General features: G+C 63.2%; 22 protein-coding genes. 8 read left to right on the top strand and 14 right to left on the bottom strand.

Going from position 1 to position 25,404, the window contains the following annotated elements:
• Positions 1-5 precede the first annotated feature (5 nt).
• Entirely contained in the window at positions 6-1,418 is a 1,413-nt protein-coding gene (locus E2H86_RS09540; RefSeq protein ID WP_133327045.1) for a purine-cytosine permease family protein, read from the bottom strand.
• A gap of 390 nt (positions 1,419-1,808) precedes the next feature.
• On the opposite strand from E2H86_RS09540, the gene E2H86_RS09535 reads away from it, so the two are divergent.
• Positions 1,809-3,986 (top strand): response regulator, encoded by a 2,178-nt coding sequence (locus tag E2H86_RS09535; RefSeq protein ID WP_133327043.1) that lies wholly within the window; start codon positions 1,809-1,811, stop codon positions 3,984-3,986.
• On the opposite strand, the gene E2H86_RS09530 is transcribed toward E2H86_RS09535, so the two are convergent.
• The 10 genes from E2H86_RS09530 to E2H86_RS09480 all read right to left on the bottom strand — a co-directional run bounded on the left by E2H86_RS09530 (position 3,983) and on the right by E2H86_RS09480 (position 13,522).
• Positions 3,983-6,166, bottom strand: a complete 2,184-nt coding sequence (locus E2H86_RS09530; protein ID WP_133327041.1) for a response regulator — start codon at positions 6,164-6,166, stop codon at positions 3,983-3,985. The two genes, E2H86_RS09535 and E2H86_RS09530, sit on opposite strands and share 4 nt — an antisense overlap.
• A 57-nt stretch (positions 6,167-6,223) precedes the next feature.
• The gene (locus E2H86_RS09525; protein ID WP_133327039.1) at positions 6,224-6,787 is read right to left on the bottom strand and encodes an NUDIX hydrolase; all 564 of its coding nucleotides are present in this window, start codon (positions 6,785-6,787) and stop codon (positions 6,224-6,226) included.
• A 21-nt stretch (positions 6,788-6,808) separates the two neighbouring features.
• On the bottom strand, positions 6,809-7,555 hold the full coding sequence (locus E2H86_RS09520; protein WP_133327037.1) for a GntR family transcriptional regulator: 747 nt from the start codon (positions 7,553-7,555) through the stop codon (positions 6,809-6,811).
• A gap of 88 nt (positions 7,556-7,643) precedes the next feature.
• Positions 7,644-8,033: a carboxymuconolactone decarboxylase family protein gene (locus E2H86_RS09515; RefSeq protein ID WP_133327035.1), complete on the bottom strand. Its 390-nt coding sequence runs from the start codon at positions 8,031-8,033 to the stop codon at positions 7,644-7,646.
• Between the two features lie 151 nt (positions 8,034-8,184).
• Positions 8,185-8,670 carry a flavin reductase family protein gene (locus E2H86_RS09505; RefSeq protein ID WP_133327031.1) on the bottom strand — a complete coding sequence of 162 codons (486 nt, stop codon included), beginning with the start codon at positions 8,668-8,670 and terminating at the stop codon, positions 8,185-8,187.
• A gap of 15 nt (positions 8,671-8,685) precedes the next feature.
• Positions 8,686-10,167, bottom strand: a complete 1,482-nt coding sequence (locus tag E2H86_RS09500; RefSeq protein WP_133327029.1) for an aldehyde dehydrogenase — start codon at positions 10,165-10,167, stop codon at positions 8,686-8,688.
• Positions 10,164-10,997 carry an alpha/beta fold hydrolase gene (locus tag E2H86_RS09495; protein ID WP_133327027.1) on the bottom strand — a complete coding sequence of 278 codons (834 nt, stop codon included), beginning with the start codon at positions 10,995-10,997 and terminating at the stop codon, positions 10,164-10,166. Before E2H86_RS09495 ends, E2H86_RS09500 begins: the two co-directional genes overlap by 4 nt.
• 64 nt (positions 10,998-11,061) lie before the next feature.
• The gene (locus E2H86_RS09490) at positions 11,062-11,658 is read right to left on the bottom strand and encodes an amino acid synthesis family protein (protein WP_133327025.1); all 597 of its coding nucleotides are present in this window, start codon (positions 11,656-11,658) and stop codon (positions 11,062-11,064) included.
• Between the two features lie 263 nt (positions 11,659-11,921).
• A complete protein-coding gene (locus E2H86_RS09485; RefSeq protein WP_133327023.1) occupies positions 11,922-12,962 on the bottom strand; it encodes an LLM class flavin-dependent oxidoreductase in 1,041 nt (346 codons plus the stop codon).
• Between the two features lie 74 nt (positions 12,963-13,036).
• On the bottom strand, positions 13,037-13,522 hold the full coding sequence (locus tag E2H86_RS09480; protein WP_133327021.1) for a flavin reductase family protein: 486 nt from the start codon (positions 13,520-13,522) through the stop codon (positions 13,037-13,039).
• Positions 13,523-13,838: 316 nt separating this feature from the next.
• Here E2H86_RS09480 and E2H86_RS09475 point away from each other — a divergent pair, with 316 nt between their 5' ends.
• On the top strand, positions 13,839-15,245 hold the full coding sequence (locus E2H86_RS09475) for a purine-cytosine permease family protein (RefSeq protein WP_133327019.1): 1,407 nt from the start codon (positions 13,839-13,841) through the stop codon (positions 15,243-15,245).
• Positions 15,246-15,297: 52 nt separating this feature from the next.
• Here the strand turns inward: E2H86_RS09475 and E2H86_RS09470 are convergent, their stop codons facing one another.
• Positions 15,298-16,923, bottom strand: a complete 1,626-nt coding sequence (locus tag E2H86_RS09470; RefSeq protein WP_133327017.1) for a methyl-accepting chemotaxis protein — start codon at positions 16,921-16,923, stop codon at positions 15,298-15,300.
• Between the two features lie 305 nt (positions 16,924-17,228).
• Complete coding sequence (locus E2H86_RS09465) at positions 17,229-18,143, bottom strand: AraC family transcriptional regulator (RefSeq protein WP_133327015.1); 915 nt, start codon at positions 18,141-18,143, stop codon at positions 17,229-17,231.
• Positions 18,144-18,244: 101 nt separating this feature from the next.
• On the opposite strand from E2H86_RS09465, the gene E2H86_RS09460 reads away from it, so the two are divergent.
• From E2H86_RS09460 to E2H86_RS09435, 6 genes are all read left to right on the top strand, one after another.
• Positions 18,245-18,805: a carboxymuconolactone decarboxylase family protein gene (locus E2H86_RS09460; protein ID WP_133327013.1), complete on the top strand. Its 561-nt coding sequence runs from the start codon at positions 18,245-18,247 to the stop codon at positions 18,803-18,805.
• A 46-nt stretch (positions 18,806-18,851) separates the two neighbouring features.
• Positions 18,852-19,916: an acyl-CoA dehydrogenase family protein gene (locus E2H86_RS09455; protein ID WP_133327011.1), complete on the top strand. Its 1,065-nt coding sequence runs from the start codon at positions 18,852-18,854 to the stop codon at positions 19,914-19,916.
• Positions 19,913-20,734, top strand: a complete 822-nt coding sequence (locus E2H86_RS09450; protein ID WP_133327009.1) for an ABC transporter ATP-binding protein — start codon at positions 19,913-19,915, stop codon at positions 20,732-20,734. Before E2H86_RS09455 ends, E2H86_RS09450 begins: the two co-directional genes overlap by 4 nt.
• Positions 20,721-21,926, top strand: coding sequence for an ABC transporter substrate-binding protein (locus tag E2H86_RS09445; protein ID WP_133327007.1), 1,206 nt, complete (start codon positions 20,721-20,723; stop codon positions 21,924-21,926). The genes E2H86_RS09450 and E2H86_RS09445 overlap by 14 nt, the downstream gene beginning before the upstream one ends.
• Positions 21,926-22,681: an ABC transporter permease gene (locus tag E2H86_RS09440; RefSeq protein WP_133327005.1), complete on the top strand. Its 756-nt coding sequence runs from the start codon at positions 21,926-21,928 to the stop codon at positions 22,679-22,681. Before E2H86_RS09445 ends, E2H86_RS09440 begins: the two co-directional genes overlap by 1 nt.
• Before the next feature lie 112 nt (positions 22,682-22,793).
• Complete coding sequence (locus tag E2H86_RS09435; protein ID WP_133327003.1) at positions 22,794-23,420, top strand: glutathione S-transferase family protein; 627 nt, start codon at positions 22,794-22,796, stop codon at positions 23,418-23,420.
• A 55-nt stretch (positions 23,421-23,475) separates the two neighbouring features.
• Here E2H86_RS09435 and mrdA read toward each other — a convergent pair whose 3' ends face one another.
• The gene (gene mrdA, locus E2H86_RS09430; RefSeq protein WP_133327001.1) at positions 23,476-25,368 is read right to left on the bottom strand and encodes a penicillin-binding protein 2; all 1,893 of its coding nucleotides are present in this window, start codon (positions 25,366-25,368) and stop codon (positions 23,476-23,478) included.
• Between the last annotated feature and the right edge of the window lie 36 nt (positions 25,369-25,404).

The raw sequence follows: 25,404 nt of genomic DNA, 5'->3' as shown, positions 1-25,404 counted from the left end.
TTGAATCAATGCCCCATGGCCAACTTGGCACTCACCTGCCGACGACGGTAAGCACTGTCACGCGAAGCCAGCCACCAGTACAGCGGCGAAGTGATCGCCAGCCCCACCAGCCACGACAGGTCGGCGCCATTGATGTGCTCGGAAATCGGCCCGACGTACAGCGGCGTGTTCATGAACGGAATCTGCACCACGATGCCCACGGCATAGGCGATCAGTGCCTGCGGGTTGTAGCGCCCATAGATCCCGCCATCGACCTTGAAGATCGACTGGATGTCGTAATCGCCCTTGTGGATCACATAGAAGTCGATCAGGTTGATCGCGGTCCATGGCACCAGCACCACCAACAGCACCAGTACCATGTCGACGAAGTGGCCGATGAAGTCCGCCGAGGCGAACACCGCTACCACGCAGCAGGCCGCCAGCACGATCAGCGACAGCACCGCTCGGCTCTTGGCGGTAGGGATCCAGCGGTAGGCGAAGGTCTGCACCAGGGTGATGATCGACAGCACCGCACCGTACAGGTTGAGGGCGTTGTGGCTGATCACGCTGAGCAGGAACAGTACCAGCATGATGGGGCCGAGCGTGCCGGTGGCGAGCTTGACCGCGTCCATGGTGTCCATGCCGGCCGGGATCGCCAGCACCGCCACGGCGCCGAAGATGAACGACAGGCTCGAACCCAGTGCCGAACCCAGGTAGGTGGTCCAGAAGGTCGAGCTGACCTTGACGTCGGCCGGCAGGTAGCGCGAATAGTCCGAAACATAGGGGGCAAAGGCGATCTGCCACAGCGCCGCCAGCGACACGGTGGCCAGCCAGCCGGCCAGGTTGAAGCCGCCACGGGTCAGGAAGTCGTCGCTCTGTACATGGCTGAAGATGTAGCCGAAGCCGATCACGATGCCGATGCCGAGCACCCAGGTGCCAATACGGTTGAGCACGTGAATGAAGCGGTAGCCGATGATGCCGATGATCCCCGAACCGAGGGCGCCGACGACGATGCCCACCGGTACCGGCACGGCCTCGACCACGCCGTGCAGCGACTTACCGGCCAGCACGATGTTGGAGGCGAAGAAGCCGATGTACATCACCCCGGCGATCACCACCACCAGCAGGGCGCCTAGCGAGCCGAACTGGGCGCGACTCTGGATCATCTGTGGGATGCCCATCTGCGGTCCCTGGGCCGAGTGCAGCGCCATGAGCACGCCGCCGAGCAGATGGCCGACCAGGATGGCGACCACGCCCCATATCAGGTTCAGGTGAAACAACTGTACGCCGAGCGCACCGGTGACGATGGGCAACGGCGCGATGTTGCCGCCGAACCATAATGTGAACAGGTCCCTTACCTTTCCATGGCGGTCTTGCGGCGGCACGTAGCCGATCGTGTGTTTTTCGATGAGGGGTGCCGTATTGGCTGCACTGGTCATGACTGACTCCAAGGCAAGGTAGGGCAGCGCATGCTGCCCGGGGGCGTGCCGGCGATGGGCGACGCGTTCTTGTTGGAGCGATGATGCGGGCCGGGGGGATAACGGGAAATTAGTAAATTTGTGCCTATAAACCTTAAAAAACCTAAGGCCGACATCAGGTTGAAGGGCTGCTCCTAGCAAGGACGGTACCAAGCGGCTAGAAGGGCCGAATTTCGGGGTTTGCAGCGCAAAATCGAAGGACACAGCGCCCCGGTCCGGTGCGTTGCGCCTCACCATGGGGCGGTGCATTACGTCACCCGTCATACGCATTGATCCCCTGGGTTGAACGATTTGTTTACAACCCAACTCCTATTCTCAGATGGATGGCAATGTGCTCGGGACGCCCTTGAAATGGTATTGCAGGAACAACCCAAGACCGACCGCGCTGACCCCCTACCGAGCTTCCTGGCCAATGGAGGGGCGATCGGCGATCTGCTGCGTGCGAAAGACTGGAGCGATTCGCCCCTGGGGTCGCCTGCTGGTTGGTCACCGCACCTGCAGGCGGTACTGGCCACGCTACTGCCGTCCCAGGCGCAGTTCGTGCTGTTCTGGGGCAGCGCTTACGTAGCGCTGTACAACGAAGCCTATGCACCCACCATCGGCATCAAGCACCCCCATGCCCTGGGTCGCCCGGCGCAGGAGCACTGGAGTGAGCTGTGGGATGACTTGGAGCCACTGCTGCGCGGTGTTCGAGAGACCGGGCAGACCTATTCTGCCAAGGATCGCCCTTTCTACATCGATCGTCGCGGGCAGGGCGAGACGGTATATTTCGATGTGTCCTACTCCGCTGTGCGCGAGGCCGATGGTTCGGTCGGTGGTGTACTGTGCCTGGTGACCGATACCACCGAACGCGTGCAATTCCAGCAGCGTCAGACGTTCTTGCTGGAGATGGGCCGGACGCTGCCCTGCCTGGGTGAAGCCGAACGGATCGAGTCCTACGCGGTGCAACGCCTGGCCGAACAACTAGGCGCGGCACAGGTGTGCTTCGGCGAAGACCTCGGCGACAACGTCAACTTCAAGGTCACCCGGGAGTGGGCCGACGGTGTACCCTCGCTGATCGGCCAGCATCGCTACCATGATGTTGGCACCACGTTGCGTGAGCGCCTGCTCGCCGGCCAGGTGGTACAGCAAGCGTTCGACAGTTCGGTGGCGCAACGGACCGGTGTAAGCGCCTGCCTGCATGTGCCGGTGCTGCGCGCCGGGCGCCTGGAAGCCTTGTTGGGGGTACATTTCCGTTCGCCGCACCCGTGTCATGAAGACGAATGCCAATTGCTCGAGGAGGCCGCCAAGCAGGCCTGGACGGCCATTACCCATGCTCGGGCCGAACGAGCCCTGCACTTGCTCAACGAAAACCTGGAGCAGCGTGTGGTAGCGGCCCTGGCCGAGCGCGAGACGGCGATGCGCCAACTGCACGAGGCGCACAAGCTGGAAATGATCGGTCAGCTCACCGGCGGCATCGCCCACGACCTCAACAACATGCTCACACCGATCATCGCCTCGTTCGAGTTGATGCGTCGGCACCCGGACAGTGAGCGCGCCACGCGTCTGATCGATGGCGGCCTGCAAGCGGCCGAACGGGCGCGTAACTTGGTCGGTCGGCTGCTCAGCTTCGCCCGGCGACAGACCCTCAAGCCCCAGGCCGTCTCGTTGGCAACGCTGGTCCAGGACATGCGCGAACTGATCGCGCGTTCGCTCGGGCCGACCATTGCCGTGCAGGAGCAGATCGCCGCCGATCTGCCAGCGGTGGTCGTCGACCCCTATCAATTGGAGCTGGCCTTGCTCAACCTGGTGGTCAATGCCCGCGATGCCATGGCCAACGGCGGTGCGCTGCGTATCACTGCCGGCCTTGCCAGCAGCCCTGGCGGACCCACCCTTCCACCAGGGCTGTCGGCACCTACGCTGGTCTGGTTGCAGGTCAGCGACACTGGGTGTGGCATGGATGAGGAACAATTGCGCCGCTGTATCGAACCGTTCTATTCGACCAAAGGTGTGGGAAAGGGGACCGGACTGGGGCTGCCCATGATCCAGGGCCTGGCCGCCCAGTCCGGTGGCGGCTTCGAGATTCGCTCACAGAAAGGCCTGGGCACCGAGGCGACGTTGTGGCTGCCGCTCAGTGATGTTGCTGCGGCCAATCTTGGCCAGGCTCCGGTCGAATTGCCGCGGGCTGCACGCGCAAGCCGGGTGCTGTTGGTCGATGACGAGACCATCGTGCGCAAGGCCACGGCATTGCAGCTGGCCGACCTGGGTTATGAGGTAGTCGAGGCGTCCAGTGCGGGCGCGGCGTTGCAGTTGGTGGAGCAGGGGGTGCAGGCCGACGTGCTGGTGACTGACCACATCATGGCCGACATGACTGGAGTCCGTTTTGCCCAGCGCCTGCGTGAACGTCAACCCGAGCTGCCGGTGCTGATCATCACCGGCTATGCCAACCTCACCCCGCGCGAACTGAAGGGTTTCGAGGTGCTGCGCAAGCCGTTTCGCGGCGACGAGTTGGCGCACAGCCTGGCGAACCTGCTGGCCGGCAGACGCTAGCCCAAGACCTCAGCCAGTACCTGGCACACCTGGTCGACCGAATACGGCTTGGCCAGAAACGGGAAGCCTTGATGGGCGCCCTCGGCAATGGCATCACTGTAGCCTGAGGTGAGGATCACCGGCAGCGTCGGTTGATGCTCACGCAGTATCCTGGCCAGCGCCAGGCCGCCCATGCCAGGCATCAGCACGTCGGAAAACACCGCATCGAACCGACCTTCGTCATCGGCGAGCAGCAGTAGCGCCTCTTCACCCGAACCCGCCCAGCGGACCCGGTAGCCCTGGTCATTGAGGATCTGGGTGATGAAGCTGCCGACTTCGCGGTTATCCTCCACCACCAGAATGTGCCTGTTCGTCAGCAGTGGCTGGGATGGCGGGTCGCACTCGACCGCCATGGTCTGTGGCGCCTGTGGCGCTGCCACCTGAGGCAGGTAAAGGGTGAACTCGGTGCCTTCGCCTGGCGTGCTCACCACCTGCACGTCGCCACCGGATTGCTTGGCGAAGCCGAACACCTGGGACAGGCCGAGGCCGGTGCCTTGGCCGGGTGCCTTGGTGGTGAAGAATGGATCGAAGATGCGCTCGAGCAAGTCGCTGCCAATACCCATTCCGCTGTCGCGCACCGAGATGGCCACGAACGGGCCGTCCTGCCCCGGCTGACCGCGCAGGCTGGGCAGGCGCTGGCCGGCCTGCAGCCGCAAATGCAGGGTACCTTGTCCATCCATGGCGTCGCGGCCGTTGAGCATCAGGTTGATGATGGCTGTTTCCAGCTGGCCGAGGTCGGCGTGGATGTAGCACGGCGTATCAGGGCGGGTGAGATCGACGTGGACACGGGCGCCGGTGGTGCTGTCGAGCATCTCGGCGATGACCTGCAATTGCGCCCCGGCTTCGAATACCTCGGGGGTCAACGCCTGGCGGCGGGCGAAGGCGAGCAGTTGGCCGGTCAGCTTGGCGCCCCGGTCCACCGTGTCGGACACGGTCTTGAGGTAGCGCTGGCGCTGACTCTCTTCGAGGGTGGGGCGCTGCAGGTAGTGCATCGAGGAGCGGATGATGGTCAGCAGGTTATTGAAGTCGTGGGCGACGCCGCCGGTCAACTGGCCGATGGCCTCGAGCTTCTGGGTCTGGTGCAGTACCGCCTCGGTGTGCAGCAACTGGGCGGTGCGTTCTTCGACGCGTTGTTCCAATGTCGTGTTCAGTGCCGCCAGTGCCGCCATGGCGTCACGCAGTTCGGCATCGGCCTGGACCCTCTGGATGTGGGCCCAACAACGCTCGGTTACCTGGGCGATCAAGGATTGCTCGTAAGCGCTCCAGTTTCTCGGGCGCTTGTCGTGAATGGACATCAGCGCAATCAGGTTCCCGCCCTTGATGAGGGGAACGCAGATGCTCGCGTTGATGCCCAGTGCCCGGAAGTTCGCGGCTTCGCTGGCCCCGATCTCGTGAAAGCTGTCTTTGATGACCAGCGGCAGGCCGGCTTTCAAGCGCTCTAGCGCCAGTTCGCCGAAGTCGGCCAGGCGGTGCTGGCCCACCAGGCGCGGCGAGCCTGGGGCGACCCAGTCGCCGCGAACGGTAAGCGTGTCCCCGTTCGGTTCCATCATGCAGTAGGCGCAGCCGGACAGATGCAGATGCTCGCCGAGTAGACGCGTGGTGATGGCCATGATCTGATCGGGATCGATGGCGTTGGCCACGGCGCGGCCGAGGTTGTCGAGAAAGCTCAAGCGCTGATTGGCGAGCACACTGGCGGTGGTCTCGGTCACGGTGTCGATCATGCCCAGCACGTTGCCGTCCTGGTCGCGGATCGGGCTGTAGCAGAAGGTGAAATAGGCGAGTTCGGGGCCGCCGTTACGGTCGATGGTCAGTGGAAAGTCCTGGATGAACACGGCCTCGCCGCCCAGGGCGCGGTCGGCAATGCCGCCGATCTCGCTCCATGCCTCCTGCCAGATTTCGCTGAACGGTCGGCCCAACGCCAAGGGTTTTTTCCCCAGGATAGGTGTGAACGCGTCATTGTGCAGCGTCAGCAGCTCAGGCCCCCACATCACCGCCTGGGGAAAATGCGAGCCTAGACACAGGGCCACGGTGGTCTTGAGCACATCGGGCCACTGTTCGAGCGGGCCGAGAGGGGTGGCGGCCCAGTCGTGGTCACGAATCCGATCGGCCATCTCGCCGCCGCCGTCCAGCCATCTAGCCATGTGCTTTTCCAGTGCCGTTTGCAGAGGTCACCAGAATGCACTGTCGGCAGCTACTGCTCAACGGATGAAATGCACCTTGCCGGTGTCATCATTGCCCATGTAGATGCCATATACCCCGGCTTGGCGCTCGAGGATGTAGCGCTCGAGGATCTGCCGGATGGCCGGGTAGTAGATTTCTTCCCACGGGATCTCGTCGGGTTCGAAGAACTTGTAGGCCAGCGTCTCCGGCCCGAACTGCCCCGTTTCCTCGGTAGCGATGGCGCGGAAGATGATGTACACCTCGCTGATCTTCGGCACGCTGAAGATCGAGTAGGGTGAGACGATGTCGGCGCGCACGCCGCTTTCTTCCCAGACCTCGCGCAGTGCCGCCTGCTCGGTGGTTTCCCCGGCCTCCATGAACCCGGCCGGCAACGTCCAGGTGCCCGGACGTGGGGGGATCGCGCGCTGGCACAGCAGGTACTTGCCATCGCGTTCGATGATGCAGCCGGCGATGATTTTCGGATTGAGGTAATGAATGTAGCCGCAGGCGTTGCAGTGCAGGCGTTCGTGGGTGTCGCCTGTGGGAACGCCCCTAGCCAGTTCCGTGGTGCAGTGTGGGCAGTAGCGCGGGGCGTTGGGCATGTTCAGCGGCCTATGCGTTGCTTAAATACGTGGATCCTTCAGCGCCAGGGGCTCGACCATGTCGCGCACCTTGACGTTGTCGTCCTGCTTCTGGCGCAGGTAATCCAGGGCCACCTTGGCAGCGGCGCGGACGTGATCGACCGAGGCCTGGTGTGCGACCAGCGGGTCGCCACTCTTGATTGCCTCGACCATCTTTTCCATTTCACGGTTGCTGGCACCGCGACGGTTCTCCTGCGAGACCGAGGTGGCGCGCAGATAACTGATGCGTGCCTGCAGTTGGCGCAACTGCTGGGCGGCGACCTGGTTGCCGGAGCCTTCGAGGAGGACGTCGTAGAAGCCTTGCACCGAGTCCAGTACCTGCTGCAGTTCGCCTTCCTCGAGGGCCTCGCGGTTGACCTCCAGGGCACGCTCCAGGGCACGGATGTCCTTGGCCTTGGCATTGAGGGTGAACAGCTGGACGATCAGGCCTTCGAGTACGCAGCGCAACTCGTAGATATCGCGGGCATCTTCCAAGGTGATGATGGCCACGCGTGGGCCCTTGGCATCGGCGAACTCTACCAGGCCTTCGGACTCCAGATGGCGCAACGCCTCGCGTACCGAGGTGCGGCTGACGCCCAGGCGGTCGCAGAGGTCGCGCTCGACCAGGCGATCGCCCGGGAGCAGGTGGAAGTTCATGATTGCGCTACGCAGCTTGTCGAGCACGATTTCGCGCAGTGTTACGGGGTTACGGTTGACCTTGAAGCTGTCGTCGAGGGGCTGGCGTTTCATCAGGTGCGCTCTTTATGAGGCTGTTGCGCCAACATCGCGGAGTGCCCCGAACCGAGGCATTCCTTGCAGTGGTTCGAACAGCCCGTTGTTAACGGGGTGACTCCGCATCGGCTTCGGCGAACGCTTCGCGGGCCAGGCGGAAACTGTCCACCGCCGCGGGTACGCCGCAATAGATGCCGACTTGGAGCAGGATCTCGCGAATTTGTTCACGGCTCAGTCCATTACGCAAGGCGCCGCGAATGTGCAACTTGAGCTCGTGGGGCCGGTTGAGCGCGGAAATCATTGCCAAGTTTATCATGCTGCGCTCTTTGAGCGACAAGCCGTCTCTCCCCCAGACATGGCCCCAGCAGTACTCGGTGACCAGTTCCTGCAGGGGCTTGGTGAATTCGTCGGCGTTCTGTATCGAGCGGTTGACGTAGTCTTCGCCCAGCACCTGGGTGCGGATTTGCAGGCCTTTTTCGTACTTCTCATTGCTCATGCGTAGTACTCCGGAATAAAACAGGGAAATCGGTGGTGGATGCTTCGCGGGCAAGCCCGCTCCTACAAGGAGTGCACAGGATTGCACACCAGTGACATTCCTGTGGGAGCGGGCTTGCCCGCGAAGCAACCAACACCGACTCACATGACTATCAACCAAGCGGCGGCAGCGCCCCCAGCTTGCCCTTGTGGTAGACCATCGGCGTCACCGGCTCGGTCGGCAGCACCAGGTTCCTCACCGCGCCGACGATGATCGCATGGTCGCCGCCATCGTACTCGCGCCACAGTTCGCACTCGATGATCGCCGTCGCTTTGGGCAGCAACGGGTTGCCCAACTCGCTCAGGTGCCAGTCGATACCTTTGGCCTTGTCCTTGCCCTTGCCGGCAAAGGCATAGGCCTCGGCGGTCTGGTCGGCGGACAGCAGGTGGATCGCGAACTGCTTGCTGTCACGCAGGATCGGGTAGGTGTCGGAGGCGTAGTTGGGGCAGAACAACACCAGCGCCGGGTCGATCGACAGCGCGCTGAACGCACTGGCGGTGATGCCGACGATGCCGCCATCGGCGTCCAGAGTGGTGACCACCGTGACGCCGGACGGGAATGAGCCCATCACGTCTTTGTAGATGCCGGGTTCGATCATGTTCGTGCTCCCTCTTCAGCGCATCACGAATGGGTCGGGCATGGGCGCGGTGGACAGGTTGATCCACACGGTCTTCAGCTCGGTATAGGCGAGCACCGAATCGATGCCGCTCTCACGGCCGTAGCCGCTGTTCTTGAAGCCACCGATCGGCGCCATGGCCGAGACGGCGCGGTAGGTGTTGACCCAGATGATCCCCGAACGCACATCACGAGCCAGGCGATGGGCGCGGCCCAAGTCGCGGGTCCAGATGCCGGCGGCCAGGCCGAACTGCGAATCGTTGGCGATGGCCAGGGCTTCTTCCTCGGTCTTGAAGCGGATCACCGCGGCGACCGGGCCGAACACTTCTTCCTGCATGATGGTCATCGAGTTGCTGTCGCATTCGAACAGGGTCGGCTCGTAGAACCAGCCTTCACCCTCGACCTCGGCACGCTTGCCGCCCATGTGCAGCTTGGCGCCCTCGGCCTTGGCCGCGTCTACCAGGCCTTCGACCACGGCCAATTGCTGTGCGGTGGCCATCGGCCCCATCTCGCTGGCGTCGTCCTGGGGGTTGCCGATGCGGATGCGTTTGGCGCGGGCGATCAGGCGCTCGACGAATTCGTCGAAAATCTCGTCTTGTACCAGCAGACGAGAGCCGGCCACGCAGCTCTGCCCGGAGGCAGCATAGATGCCGGCCACGGCGCCGTTGATGGCGCTGTCCAGGTCGGCGTCGGCGAAGATGATGTTCGGCGACTTGCCGCCCAGTTCCAGCGACAGCTTGGCGAAGTTCTCGGCACTGCTGCGCACGACGTGGCGGGCGGTGGCGGCACCGCCGGTGAAGGCGATCTTGCGCACCAGCGGGTGGCGGGTCAGGGCAGCGCCGGTGCTCGGGCCGTAACCGGTGACGACGTTCACCACACCCGCCGGGAAGCCGGCTTCGAGCGCCAGGCGGGCAAGCTCGAGGATGGTCGCCGAGGCATGCTCGGAAGGCTTGAGGACGATGGTGTTGCCAGCGGCCAGGGCTGGAGCAAGTTTGATCGCGGTCAGGTACAGCGGACTGTTCCACGGGATGATGCCGGCGACCACGCCGATCGGTTCGTGCACGGTGTAGGCGAACAGGTCAGGTTTATCCAGCGGCAGGGTGCCGCCTTCGAGCTTGTCGGCAAGGCCTGCGGTGTAGTGGAAGAACTCCGGCAGGTAGCCGACCTGGCCGCGGGTTTCGCGGATCAGCTTACCGTTGTCACGGCTTTCCAGCTGGGCCAGGTGCTCCTTGTTCTCGGCGATCAGGTCACCCAGACGTCGCAGCAGTTTGCCGCGGGCCGTGGCGGTGATGCCGCGCCACGCTTTACTGTCGAAGGCGCGTTGGGCGGCCTGCACCGCCAGCTCGACATCGGCTTCGTCGGCGTCGGGCAACTGCGCCCAGGCTTGGGCAGTGGCCGGGTTGAGGCTGTCGAAGGTCTTGCCGCTCTGGGCATCGAGCCATTGGCCGTCGATGCACATCTGGAAACGAACGAGGGTCATGCAACAATCCCCTTGGCGGATTCGGTAAGGGTGCGGGCTTCCTTGAGGAAGTCCAGCAGCATCTTGTTGACTTCACGGGGTGCTTCCACCGGCATCATATGCCGTTGTTCGGCCAGCACCACGCTTTTGGCACCAGGGATGCTGGCGGCCAGCTGCCGGGCCATGGCCGGGGTGGAGCCGGCGTCCAGTTCGCCTGTGGCGATCAGGGTCGGCACCTGGATGCTCGCCAGGTCGCCTGCACGGTACATGTCCTGGGTGGCGAACAGCGAATAGGTGGTGTGATAGCCCTGCGGGTCGTTGTTCGCCAGTACCTGGCGAATCGCTGCGACCTGCGCTGGGTTTGCCGCCTTGTACTCACGGCTGAACCAGCGGTCCAGCGCGGCGTCGACGTTGGCGTCGGGGCCCAGTTCAGCCGCCTGGGCGGCGCGGGCGATGACGCCGGCGCTCTGCTCGGGGGTGCGGTTGAACACACTGTTGAGCACCACCAGCGCAGCCAGACGCTGCGGGTAGTGCAGGGCAAAGGCACGGGCAACCAGGCCGCCCATGGAGAAACCGATCACGGTCGCCTGGGAAATCTGCAGATGGTCCAGCAGCTCGGCGAGCTGTGCTGCGTAGCCGTCCAGGCCGATGTCGGCGGCAGGCAATGCACTCTGGCCATGGCCGAGCATGTCGTAGGCGATGACGCGGTAGTCGTTGGTCAGGCCGACGAACTGCCCGCCCCACATTTCCTTGTTCAGGCCGACGCCGTGGATCAGTACCACGGGTTGGCCCTGGCCTTGGTCCAGGTAACTGGTCCCGGCCGGTGTACGTTCAGCGACAGGCTGAATCATGGAGGGCGCTCCTTGAAGGTCGGGCGTGGCGCTTGCACGCACGCCCCGGCCCGTCTGGTTGTTGTTATTGAGCGTTGGCTTTTTCGGCAGCCAGTTCTTCCAGGTCGATGTAGCGGTTGCCGATGCGTGGGTGCAGACGGCCGCCATCGGAGGCGCCCAGGACCACGACGATTTCGTCGGCGCGTGGGGCGTCTTCGATCTGCATTTCGAGGGTGATGTAGTGCGAACGCAGGCCTTCGTCGTCCTTCTGCATCATCGGGATCTGGATCGAGGTGCCTGGGCCACCGCGCTTGTTGGTGAAGCTCAGGTAGCTCTTGGCTTGCACGGCTTCGCGGTAGTGGTTGCCGAAACGCAGGGTGTGGATCACCGCCGAGGCGTGTTCGATCTCACCGTCGGCGCCGACTACGGCAGCCTTGCCATAGGCTTCGATCTTGTCGGCACCGCCGATGGCGGCCGTCAGGCGCTCGACCATCAGGGCGCCCAGCTCCGAGCAGTTGGCACGGATTTCCGGCTTCAGATCTTCAACGAAACCGCGACCGGCCCATGGGTTCTTGATCACGACGGCCAGGCCGACCATGGTCACCGGCTTGTCGGTGGCCTTGCCGCCTTCGATGCGGGTCTCTTCGGAGTAGGTGACGATCTTGCGGATTTCGAAACTCATGGGTGGCTCCTGGTGAGGGTTATCAGCTCTTGTTGTCTGATGGTATACCATAATATTTGTTGTGCAAGAGGGCGCTTGAAAAATCTCTTGCGAAGGGACGAAAGGTGGGCTGATGCCTTGATTTATGGGGTGTCTGTGCCGGCCTCTTCGCGGGTTTACCCGCGAAGAGGCCGGCACAGACACCCCATAAAAAAGCCCGCTCGCACGGGCCACCGGGGCCCACGTGAGCGGGCGCGTCCCGCAATGATTCAGGCAATGGGAATTCAGGCGAACGCCGGCACCACTTCCTTGATGAACAGCTCGAGCGATTTCTTCTTCTCGGCGTGGGGCAGGCTGTTGTCGCACCAGAAGCTGAACTCGTCGACGCCCAGTTCCTGGTAGTACTTGATACGCGCGATGATTTCTTCGGGCGTACCGATCATGGTGTTCTTGCGAATGTTTTCCAGCTGGAACGCCGGCACTTCGGCGAACTTGGACTCCGGGCTCGGCTCGAGGAAGCCATTGATCGGAGTGGTCTTGTTGCCGAACCAGGCATCGAAGGTGCGGTAGAAGCGCGAAATGGCCTGGGCGCCGATTTTCCAGCCGTCGGGCTCGGACGGGCTGTGCACGTGGGTGTGGCGCAGCACCATCAGTTGCGGGCGTGGCACGCCCGGGTTGTTATCCAGGGCGGCCTGGAACTTGTTCTTCAGGTCCAGCACTTCCTCGTCACCCTTCATCAGCGGGGTGACCATGACGTTGCAGCCGTTGGCCACGGCGAAGTTGTGCGAGTCCGGGTCACGGGCGGCGATCCACATCGGAGGAGTGGCGTTGAACGGCTTCGGCACGCTGGTGGAGGTGGGGAACTTGTAGACTTCGCCATCGTGGGCATAGTCGCCTTCCCACAGTTTGCGCACCACCGGGACCATTTCGCGCAGGGCCTTGCCACCGTCGGTGGCCGGCATGCCGCCAGCCATGCGGTCGAACTCGAACTGATAGGCACCACGGGCCAGGCCCACTTCCATACGACCTTTGCTGATCACATCGAGCAGGGCGCATTCGCCGGCGACGCGCAGTGGGTTCCAGAACGGCGCGATGATGGTGCCGGCACCCAGACGGATTTTCTCGGTACGTGCGGCAAGGTACGCCAGCAGCGGCATGGGGCTTGGCGAGATGGTGTACTCCATGGCGTGGTGTTCGCCGATCCACACGGTGCTGAAACCGCCGTTCTCGGCCATCAGGGTCAGCTCGGTGAGGTCTTCGAACAGCTGGCGGTGGCTGACCTGTTCATCCCAACGTTCCATGTGCACGAACAACGAAAATTTCATGGGGCATTCCTCAACGCTTGAAAATGTCTGGCGCCTGGCAGGGTAGGCGCCCGGTGATCTCGAATCGGCAGGCCTCAGGCAAAGGCCGGCAGGCTGGCCATCTTGCCGCGGCAGTAGACCATCGGCCGTGGGGCTTCTTCAGGGACGATCAGGTTGTGCACCTTGCCGACCATGATGGCGTGGTCGCCACCTTCGTATTCACGCCACAATTCGCATTCGATGATGGCGGTGGCGCCGGTCAGGATGGGGTTACCCAGCTCGCTCAGGGACCACTCGATGCCAGCGGCCTTGTCCTTGCCTTTTTTCGCGAATGCATAGGCTTCGGCTTGCTGTTCACCTGAAAGCAGATGAATGGCGAAGCGCTTCTGCTTGATCAGCACAGGGTAGGAGTCGGAGGTGTAGTTGGGGCAGAACAGTACCAGCGGCGGATCCATCGACAGGGAGGAAAAAGCGCTGGCAGTCAGGCCGACGACCGAGCCGTCGTCGTCCAGGGTGGTGATGACGGTAACGCCGGAGGGGAAGGAACCCAGGACGTTCTTGTAGACGGTTGCGTCGATCATCTCGTGTACCTCGAAAAGGCTGCGGTGGTCCGCGGTTTTTATCGTTGATGTGTCTGATGGTATACCGTAATACCTATTTTGCAAGCAGAATTTTCACTGCGCGATTTCCACGATGAACGGCTCAAGGCCACGTATATCAAGGGCTTGAGCTGTCAGGCGGTTTGCCGCAAGGCTTGCGCAAACAGATCAGTGGACGTTTTTTCCTACGGATCAGTGTTGTCAAAAGTTTGGAATACCATAATATGGTCCGCAGCTGAGAGGCCGCCTAGATGCGGTTTCCTTACAAAGATAAAAACGACCTTTCGAGCTGAAAACCATGTCCCAACCGTCGTCGCAACACCAGTTTGTCGAGAATCACACGGTCGATTACGTTCCACCTGCCGAGCGCCATGGGAAGGCGCGTGACCTGTTCACTCTCTGGTTCAGCACCAACATCGCGCCACTGCCTATCGTCACCGGCGCCATGGTGGTCCAGGTGTTCCACCTGAACCTGCTGTGGGGGCTGATCGCTATCGTGCTGGGTCATCTGATCGGGGGGGTGGTGATTGCCCTGGCCTCCGCCCAGGGACCTCAGTTGGGCATCCCGCAGATGGTGCAGAGCCGAGGCCAATTCGGTCGCTATGGCGCCTTGCTCATCGTGTTCTTCACCGCGCTGATCTACGTCGGCTTCTTCATTTCCAACATCGTCCTGGCGGGCAAGACCATCCACGGCATCGCCCCGAGTGTGCCGATGCCCGGCGCCATCGTCATCGGCGCCCTGAGTGCCACGGCCATTGGCGTGATCGGCTACCGTTTCATCCATATCCTCAACCGTATCGGTACCTGGGTCATGGGTTCGGCATTGCTGGCCGGCTTCATCATGATGTTCGTGCAGGAACTGCCGGCCGACTTCTTCAGCCGAGGCGCCTTCAATCTGTCCGGCTTCATCGCCACCGTTTCGCTGGGCACCATCTGGCAGATCAGCTTCTCGCCGTACACCTCTGACTATTCGCGCTACCTGCCGCGTGAAGTAGGTATTGCCAAGCCGTTCTGGGCCACCTATTTCGGCGCTACCCTGGGCACCATCCTGTGCTTCAGTTTCGGCGCGGTGGCCGTACTGTGCGTGCCGCAAGGCACCGACGCGATGGACGCGGTGAAACAGGCCACCGGCTGGCTCGGCCCAATTTTGATGGTGCTGTTCCTGCTCAACATCATCAGCCACAACGCGCTTAACCTGTACGGCGCGGTGCTGTCGATCGTCACCGCCATTCAGACTTTCGTGGCGCAGTGGACGCCGAGCATCAAGGTGCGGGTGATCCTCGCTTCGATCATCCTGCTGGGTTGCGGTCTGGTGGCGCTGAACGCTTCGGCGGACTTCATCGGCCAGTTCATCGGCTTGATCCTCGCACTGCTGCTGGTGCTGGTGCCGTGGGCTTCGATCAACCTGATCGACTTCTACCTGATCAAGAAAGGCCAGTACGACATCGCCTCGATCTTCCGTGCCGATGGTGGCATCTATGGGCGCTTCAACCACCACGCGATCATTGCCTACGCCTGCGGCATCCTGGTGCAGTTGCCGTTCGCCAATACATCGCTGTATGTGGGGCCGTACTCGAATATCGTCGAAGGGGCCGACTTGTCGTGGCTGTTCGGTTTGATCGTGACGGTGCCGCTGTATTACTGCCTGGCAACGCGGGGCAAGGCGGCGGAGAAGGCGGGGCGGGTCGTTGGGGTTGCCGACTGATTGATCGGTGTGGCTGTAGTGGGGCCGCAAAGCGGCCCCAGCTCTTATCCGGTCAGACCTTGAACTGCGCCACCATGCCGTTCAGATCCACCGCCAGGCGCGACAGGTCCTGCGCCGCCGCACTGGTCTGATTGGCGCCCGCCGAGGTCTGCATCGCCAGGTCGCGGATGTTCACCAGGTTGCGGTCCACTTCCCGCGCCACCTGCGCCTGCTCCTCCGAAGCACTGGCGATCACCAGGTTGCGCTGGTTGATCGAGGCGATCGCTTCGGCAATCACTTCCAGTGCCTGGCCGGCACCCTGGGCTATCTCCAACGTGCCGCTCGCACGGCCTTGGCTGCTGTGCATCGCTGTCACCGCTCGTTCGGTTCCGTTCTGAATGCTCGCGATCATCTGCTCGATCTCTGCCGTCGATTGCTGGGTGCGGTGGGCGAGGGCCCGGACCTCATCGGCGACCACCGCGAAGCCTCGGCCGGCCTCACCGGCACGGGCCGCTTCGATGGCAGCATTGAGTGCCAGCAGGTTGGTCTGCCCGGCGATGGAGCCGATGACATCCAGTACCTGACTGATCTCGTTGGCGCTGCTGGCCAGTTGCTCGATCTCGGCGGAGGTGCCGGTCACGTCTTCGACCAACTGCTGGATCGAGGCCAGCGCCTGGTTGACCTGATCGCGACCGTCGCGAGTGCTGTGGTCAGCTCCTTGGGAAGCATCGGCGGTGCTTACCGCGTTGTTCGCCACTTCCTCCACTGCAGCCGTCATCTGGTTGACCGCGGTGGCCGCCTGGTCGATCTCCGCGCTCTGCTGGTGCAGGCCGCGGCTGGTGTCCTCGGTGACCGTATGCAGTTCTTCGGAGGCCGAGGCGAGCTGATTGGAGGAAGCGGCGATCGTGCGAATGGTTTCGCGCAGGTTCGTCTGCATGCGCGCCAGGGCCATCAACAGCAGGGCCGGCTCGTCACGACCTTTGACTTGGATCTGCTCGGTAAGGTCGCCGGTGGCGACGCGTTCGGCCACGGCTACGGCATCGGCCAGTGGCATGACGATGCTGCGGGTCAGCAGGGTGGCAATGGCGACCAGAGCGAGGACGATGACCAGCAGGGCGCCAATGATTACGTTGAATGCCTGATCGGCGACATCGCTGCTGCGCTGGGAGGCGCTCTCTGCTCCTTTGGTGTTGTAGTCGATCAACGCGCTGAGGGCTTTGGTCATGTTGTCGGCGGACTGGCTGAGTGGGCCGCTGATCAGTTGCTCGGCTTCGGAAATGCGGTTGCCGGCGATGTGATCCAGCACCTGTGTCTGCAGTTCGAAATAGCGTAGGTGGGCGGCGGAGAAGGTGTTGAACAGTGCCCGGTCGTCGTCCGCGATGATGGTGCGGTCGTAGTCCTCGAGGCTGGCCGCCAGTTGCAGGTTGATGCCCTTGAGCATCTCCAGGTTGCGCGTGCGTTCGCGACTGTCTTTATCCAATGCTGCGCGCAGGGTGATGGCGCGGGCCCGCCCGAGATTGCTACTGATCTCGCCCAGCGCCACGACGGCGGGCATCCAGGTGACGCGGATTTCGTCGGTGGCCTGGTCCATCTCGTTGGTTTCATGGAGTGCGGTCAGTCCCATGACCAGCACCAATAGGCCCAGCAAGATAAACACGCTGGCTGCACGTGCGCCGATCGTCATATTCCTTAATTGCATCGAATGCTCCTTGGCAGTGACATGCAGGCGCCAAGAGCATGGACGGGTCGCCGGTTTCACCGGAGTGAAGCCAGGCTCTCGATGCGCTGCGGATTCAGGGGTGCCTCACCTTCATGATTTTTCTTGAATGATGACATATTGATATCAGTCGCGGCCAGTAATGACATGTCTAGACAGACTTATCGCGCAATGACCGTTGGATGGGCGACCTAGGGAACGTGCGCCGCCCATACGGTGATGTTTGGGGCGCGGCGCGAAGACAAAAGTGGCGCGGAGATTCCGCTCAAGCAGGTGTGAATGAGCGCTCAGTCCCGCCCTTCGTGCTGACGCCGATACGCCCCCGGCTGCACTCCCATGGCCTTGGCAAACGCCCGGGTGAACGCCGCCACCGACTGATACCCCACCTGCGCGCCGACCTGCTCCACGGTATTGCCCGCCCGCAGCAATTGAGCTGCCTGGCGCATGCGCAGCGCCAGCAGCACCTGTCCTGGCGACTGACCGGCCAGTTCATTGAAGCGCTTGAAGAATGCCGAGCGCGACAGCCCGGTACAGGCCGCCATGCTTTCCAAGGTCCAGGCCTGTCCGGGCTGCTCGATCAACTGCTCCAGCAAACCGGCGAACGCCGGCTGGCGCGCGAGGGCGACCAGGCCACCAAGGGATTGCCCAGCATCGACCTGCTGGCGTAGCGCATACAGAAACAGCAGGTGCGTCAGCCGCTCGAGCAGCGTTTGCGAGGGCGCTGGGGCGCGCTGGCATTCTTCCAGGATCAGCCCGAACAGAGACCGCGCTGCATGTCCCTCCGGCTCGTTGGCACGCAGCAGGATCGAGTCCGCCAGCCCTTCGACGATCAGTGTCGATAATCCCGGACGAAAGTGGAAAAACCCACACACCAGGCCCACGCCGTCGCTTGCGGTCGGCTCAAGCGCTTGCATCACCTGGCGCGGTTGGGCGCAAGCGGCGACCGGGTCTTCATCGCTCGACAACCGATAGCCCAGGTCGCGCAGCAGGAACACCGCATCTCCGGCTTCCAGGCGCACGGGTTCGGCCTGGTCGTCCAGATGCAGCCAGCAATGCCCTTGCACCACCAGGTGAAAGCTCGCCCGGCCCATGCCCTGGGTGCTGGCATGCCAACCGCCGCAGTAGCGGCCGACATGAAACAGGCTGGCGTCGAGCTCGAGGCCTTCTAATAACCAATCGACGAGGTGGCTGGACGAAATCATCTAATGCAAAGACTCAGGAGCAAGGAAAGGCGACTGATGAATATGGAGGGTAATTCTTATAACCAACAGACTGTATGCACACAAACCAAGGAGACCACTCCATGTCCTCGCGCATTACTCTACACACCCTGCAGAGCGCCCCGGAAGCAGCGCGTCCGTTTCTCGAGAACGCGCAGAAGAATTCCGGCTTCATCCCCAATCTGCTCGGCGTACTGGCCAATGCCCCGGCGGCCCTGGAAACCTACGTGACCGTCTCGGCGCTCAACGGCAAGTCCGAGCTGACCCTGGCCGAGCGCGAAGTGGTGCAACTGATCGCCGCCACCAACCACGGTTGCGACTTCTGCGTGGCTGGGCACACCGCCGTGGCCTTGAACAAGGCCAAGCTGCCGCAAGCAGTGGTCGACGCCCTGCGTGCCCGCGGCGAACTGCCGGATGCCCGCTACGAGACCCTGGCCGAGTTCGCCCGCGAAGTCATCGCCACCCGTGGCAATGTCAGCGATGCTACCTACCAGGCGTTCCGTGATGCCGGTTTCACCGAGGGCAACGCGCTGGAAGTGATTCTCGGTGTCAGCCTCGCAACCCTGTGCAACTTTGCTAATGTGTTCGCCCAGACGCCGCTCAACGACGAGCTGAGCAAGTACCGCTGGCAGCCTGAAGCATAAACGGCCCAGGTGCAGGCCAAACCGGCGTTTTCAAAGGAGTAGGGACATGCTTGATTGTGCATTTCGACAATGGCTGGATGCCAATGCCGAGGCAATCGACCAGGGCCAGTGCGATCCGCACCTGGTTCTGGCGCAGATCGCCGAATCGCAATTGCTGCGTATGGGCGTCGATCCGGCCTTGGGCGGCAGTGGCGGCGAAACGAGCGACGCGGTCGAGGCCATCGCCGCTATCGCCAGCCGTTCGATGGCCGCGGCATTCGTCTGCTGGGGCCAGCGGGCTTTCATCGAGTACCTCCTGCAAAGCCCCAACCAGGGCCTGCGTGAGCGTCTGTTGCCGTCCTTGCTGACGGGTGAACTGGCCGGCGCCACCGGCTTGTCCAATGCCATGAAGTTCCTGTCCGGCATCGAAGCGTTGCAGGTGCGCGGCAGGCCTCTGGCCGAGGGCTGGGCCCTGGATGGGCGGCTGCACTGGGTGACCAACCTGCGCAAGAGCGGATTCGTGGTGGCTGCGGCCATCGAGGATGATGACGGTGGCGCGCCCTTCGTGTTAGCCGTGCCGTCCGATGCCCGCGGGCTGGAGCGCTCCGATGACCTGCAACTGATGGGCCTGCAATCGAGCAACACAGCCGCATTGGCTTTCCACCAGGTGGAATTGGCCCGTGACTGGCTGCTGCACGAGAACGCCCGTGAGTTCCTGCCCAAGGTACGCCCGGCATTCCTGGCCCTGCAGTGCGGTATGGCCATCGGTTTGGCCAGGCGTGCACTGGAAGAGGTGCGCCAACATCTCAATGGCCGGGTTTCATTTCTCCAAGAGGCCGGTCAGGTGCTGCAGGAGCGCCTCGAAAACACCGTCCGCGAGCTCAAGCAGGGCCTGCGCGACGGCCGCTTCCAGTCCCAGCCGGCGGCACTGTTCAAGCTGCGCATCACCCTTGCCGAGAGCGCCGCAGACGCCGTGCAACTGGAACTGCAGGCCAGCGGTGGCAAGGCCTATCTCAACCAGTTCGGCGAAGGCTTCGCCCGCCGTTGGCGCGAGTCGGCCTTCGTGCCGATCGTCACCCCGAGTTTGGTACAGCTGCGCGCCGAGCTGCAACGCCAGGCGGTCGTTGCATGAGCAAGCCGTTGCTAGAAGCCAGTGGCATCAGCCTGGGCTACCCCCGCGAGGGGGGCTGGCAGCAGGTGCTGGCACGATTCGACCTGCAACTGGTGGCGGGCGAGGTGGTCACCATCCTCGGCCCCAGTGGCGTCGGCAAGTCCAGCCTGCTGCGCGTGCTGGCCGGCCTGCAACCTCCGCGTGATGGCCGCGTGACCCTGCACGGCGAGCCGTTGCAGGGGCCGCATCCGCGCCTGGCGGTCGCCTTTCAGGACCCTAGCCTGTTGCCCTGGCTGAGCCTGGAAAAGAACGTCGCCTTTGGCCTCGACTTCGCCCGTCAGCCCAAGCTTGCTGCCGCCGAGCGACGTGCCCGCATCGACCACGCGATCGAGGCGGTGGGCCTGGCTCATGCGCGCACCCAGTACCCGGCGCAGTTGTCCGGCGGCATGGCCCAGCGCACCGCGCTGGCCCGTTGCCTGGCACGGCAACCGGAAGTGTTGCTGCTCGACGAACCGTTCGGTGCGCTGGACGAGGTCACCCGTGCTGACATGCAGCAATTGTTGCTGCAGTTGATCGCGACCCACAACACGGCGGCGGTACTGATCACCCATGACATCGACGAGGCGCTGCTGCTGTCCGACCGCGTCCTGCTGCTGGGCAACCAGCCGGCGCATGTGCTGGGCCAGTGGTCGATAGACCTGCCTCAACCCCGCGCGCAGCGAGTCGAAGAACTGGGCGCTTTGCGTATCGACATCCTCAAGACGTTGCGGCGGGCAAGCCGCACAGCCGACCCTTCACCTTCCCCGTTGCCTTTGGAGCCTGTGCATGTGCATGGATGACTGCTGTTCCACTTCTTCGCGCCGCGACTTCCTCAAACTCAGCGCCATGCTTACCGCCGCCGGTGCCTTGCCATTGCTCTCGAGCTTACAGGCGCGCGCCGCCGCCGAGCCGGATGCGCCGGTGCGCATCGGCTATCTGCCGATCACCGACGCCACGCCCTTGCTGGTGGCGCACAACAATGGCCTGTTCGAAGCCGAAGGCATCAAGGCCGAGCGCCCGGTATTGCTGCGCAGTTGGGCACAGGTGATCGAAGCGTTCATCTCCGGCCAGGTCAACGTGATCCATCTGCTGTCGCCGATGACCGTCTGGGCCCGCTACGGCAGCAAGGTGCCGGCCAAGGTGGTGGCCTGGAACCACGTCGGTGGCTCGGGCCTGACCGTGGCGCCGGACATCCATGAACTCAAGCAGTTGGGTGGCAAGACCGTGGCCATCCCGTTCTGGTATTCGATCCACAACGTGGTGCTGCAGCAGATGCTCAACGACAATGGCCTGACTCCGGTGTCCAGACCGGCCAACGCGCAATTGGCGGCCAACGAGGTCAACCTCTTGGTGTTGCCTCCGTCGGACATGCCACCGGCCCTGGCCAGCAAGCGCATCGCCGGCTACATCGTCGCCGAACCGTTCAACGCCTTGGCTGAGAACCTCAAGGTCGGCCGCGTGCAGCGCTTTACCGGCGACGTCTGGCGCAACCATGCCTGCTGCGTGGTGTTCATGCACGAGCACGACCTGAACAACCGCCCGGAGTGGTCGCAGAAGGTGGTCAACGCCATCGTCAAGGCCCAGCAGTGGACCCGGGACCACCGCGCCGAGGCCGCCGCATTGCTGTCCAAGGCCGGCCCCAACAGGTACACCCCCCATGAGCCTGGCGTGCTGACCAAGGTCCTGGCGCCAGCCGCCGAAGACCGTGCCAGCTACATCGCCAGCGGGGCCATCCAGCATCAGCAGTGGGACGAGAAGCGCATCGACTTCCAGCCGTATCCGTTCCCCAGCTACACCGAGGAGCTGGTCAAGCGCCTAAAGAACACCTTGATCGAGGGAGACAAGGCATTTCTGGCCGACCTCGATCCTGCGCTCACGGCCCGCGACCTGGTCGACGACCGCTTCGTGCGCAATGCCATCGCCTCCGTCGGCGGCCCGTCGGTGTTCGGCATCGCTGACAATTTCGAGCGCAGCGAGGAGTTCGCGGTCTGATGCGCAAGCATGTCTTACATGCCGGCCTGGGTCTGGCCGGCCTGCTGGGGTTGCTGCTGTTGTGGTGGGCCGGGGTGCATATGTTCGGTGAAGCCGATGGCCTCTCGGCACGCTTCGCGCCCCAGGCGACTTTGGCCAGCCTGGTGGAGTTGCTGGGGCAGGGGGAGGTCTACGGGCATATCTGGGTGAGCCTCAAGCGCATCCTGATCGGCCTGCTGCTGGCGCTGTTGATCGGGGTGCCGTTGGGCTTGCTGGTGGGCAGCTACCGGCACCTGGAGGCGGCGACGACACCAGCGTTCCAGTTTCTGCGGATGATCTCGCCGCTGTCATGGATGCCGGTGGTGGTGATGCTGATGGGGGTGGGCGACCAGCCGATCTACTTCCTGCTGGCCTTCGCCGCGCTGTGGCCGATTCTCCTCAACACCGCCGCGGGCGTGCGTCAGCTCGATCCGCGTTGGCTGCAACTAAGCCGTAGCCTCAGCGCCACGCGTTGGGAAACCCTGTGCAAGGTGATCGTTCCCGGGGTCATCGGCCATGTGCTGACGGGCGTGCGCCTGGCCATCGGTATCCTGTGGATCGTGCTGGTGCCGTGCGAAATGCTCGGCGTCAGCGCAGGGCTCGGTTACTTCATCCTCGATACCCGTGACCGCCTGGCCTATTCGGAGCTGATGGCCATGGTGCTGCTGATCGGCGTGCTGGGTTTCATGCTCGATGCCCTGGCGCGCGGGCTGCATCGACGCTGGGTACACGCTTGAGCCATTGACCGCAGCGTGTCGGACATGCTCTGCTCAATCGCCGGTTCGCCGGCGATTGGGAGCGGGATGCGTCCCACCCACCACGATCATTCAATGGAAACTGAGGGTCCCCATGTCCGAATACACGCTGCATTGCTTCGCTGAATCCGGTAACGCCTACAAGGTCGCCCTCATGCTCGAACTCACTGGCCAGCCTTGGCAGGCGGTGTTCGTCGACTTCTTCCATGGCCAGACCCGAGACCCGAACTGGCGTGAGCAGGTCAACGAGCAGGGCGAAGTCCCGGTGCTGGAGCATGCCGGGCAGACCCTCACCCAGTCGGCGCTGATCCTCGAATACCTGGCCGAGCGCACCGGCCAGTTCGGACCGCGCGACGCCGAGGAGAAGCGCGAGATCTGGCGCTGGATGCTGTTCGACAACCACAAGTTCACCAGCTACTACGCGGCGCTGCGGTTCCTGCTGTGCCTGAAGAAAACCGGGGAAACCGAAGTCACAGGATTTCTGCGTGAGCGCGCCACGGCGGCCTACCGTATCGTCGATGCGCACCTGGCGACCCGACCGTTCATGGTCGGCGACCGCCTGACCATCGCCGACCTGTCGCTGGCGGGCTATGTGTTCATGCCGGAAGACACGGGCATCGCCTTGGCTGAGTTCACCCATATCGAAGCCTGGAAACAGCGTATCCAGGCCGTTCCAGGTTGGAAACACCCCTACGATCTGATGCCACGCACCGCCTCTTGAAGGGCTGAGCGGGCCGTACCGGCGTCGTGGTCAAGCAGCGCCCCGGCGATCACGCTTACGAGTGTGGTCCCGGCCTGGCCGCTGCTACCCCGGCATATTCGGGCTTCAGGTGGCCCTGTTCATCGAGCAGGTAGGCATCCATCACTTCGCGCACCACCGGCCCGGCTACCCGGCCACCGGCTTCGCCATTCTCGATCATCACCGCCACCACCACGCTGGGGTGATCGGCGGGGGCGAAACCGACGAACAAGGCATTGTCGCGGTGCCGTTCGCGGGTCTTGTTGCGGTCGTAGCGTTCACCCTGCTTGATCGCCACCACCTGCGCCGTACCACTCTTGCCGGCAATCCGATACTGGGCCCCGGCAGCGGCGGCGCGGGCGATGCCGCGAGGCGCGTGCATGACCATCTGCATGCCTTCGTTGACCTCGTCCCAGGCGTGCTTGTCATGCAGCACGATGTCCGGCATCGGATGGGGATCGGTCACTGCCTGGCCACCGACGGTCATCGCCAGATGCGGTCGGTGCCACACCCCCTTGCTCGCCAGCAGGCTGGTGGCCTGGGCCAGTTGCAACGGCGTGACCTGCATGTAGCCCTGACCGATGCCGAGGATCAGGGTCTCGCCTGGGTACCAGGCCTGGCGGCGGGTGGCTCGTTTCCACTCGGCCGATGGCATCAACCCGGATGCTTCCTCGAACATGTCCACCGAGATTCTCTGGCCGAGGCCGAACTCGGACAGGTAGTCGTGCAGGCGCTCGATGCCCAGCTTGTGCGCGAGGTCGTAGAAGTAGGTGTCGTTGGAGCGCATGATGGCGGTGTACATGTCCACCCAACCATCGCCGCTGCGGTTCCAGTTGCGGTACTTGTGATCGTAGTTGGGCAGTTCGTAGTAACCCGGGTCGAATACCCGGCTGCCTGGCGTGATCACTCCGCTGTCGAGGCCGGCGATGGCCACCTCCGGCTTCACGGTCGAGCCTGGCGCATAGAGCCCGCGCAGCACGCGGTTGAACAGCGGTCGGTCGATCGAGTCGCGCAGGGCGGCGTACTGCTTGAAGCTGATGCCCTTGACGAACAGGTTGGGGTCGAAGCTGGGATTGCTGACCATCGCCAGCACGTCGCCATTGGCCGGGTCCAACACCACCACCGCGCCACGGCGATCGCCCAGGGCCTTCTCGGCGGCCACCTGCAAGTGGGCGTCCAGGCTCAGCACGATGTCCTTGCCGGGTATCGGATCCTGATGGTTGAGCACACGCATCACCCGTCCCTGAGCGTTGGTCTCGACCTCTTCGTAACCGACGTGGCCGTGCAACTGGCTTTCGTAGAAGCGCTCGATGCCGGTCTTGCCGATGGACTGGGTGCCGCGGTACTCGGTGCTGTCGAGGGTTTGCGCTTCCTTTTCGTTGATGCGCCCGACATAACCGACCGAGTGGGCGAAATGCTCGGCCAGCGGATATTCGCGAATGAATTGCGGCTCCACGTCCAGGCCCGGCAAGCGGAATTGGTTCACCGCCACCAGGGCGATCTGTTCTTCGCTCAGGCCGACCATCAGGGTCACCGGCTCGAAGGGCTTACGGCCACGGCGAAGGTCCTTGTCGAATTGCTTGCGCTCGTCCTCGCCCAGGCCCAGAACCTCGACCAAGGTATCGAGGACCTGGGCCGAGTTGCCGGCGCGCTCGCGGGTCATGGTCAGGTCGAAACTGGGTTTGTTGTCGGCCAGCACCACGCCGTTGCGGTCGTAGATCAGACCGCGCTCGGGGGCGATGGGTAGCACGTGCACGCGATTGTTTTCCGATACCGCACTCTGCTGATCGTGCTGCACCACCTGCAGCACGTAAAGGCGGCCTATCAGCACCGCGATCAGGCTGAAAACCAGGGCGCAGCAGGCCAGCAGCCGGCGGTTGACCAGGTGCTTCTCTTTTTCGTGGTCCTTCAGAGGAATGGGTTGCGGCATGGGAACTCGGTGATTATCGGTTGGGCACGGGCGTTG

The organism is Pseudomonas putida, from assembly GCF_004357765.1.
Lineage (GTDB): Bacteria > Pseudomonadota > Gammaproteobacteria > Pseudomonadales > Pseudomonadaceae > Aquipseudomonas > Aquipseudomonas putida_U.
Note: the sequence above shows the minus strand (reverse complement) of the source record. Positions and strands in the feature narration are given on the sequence as shown.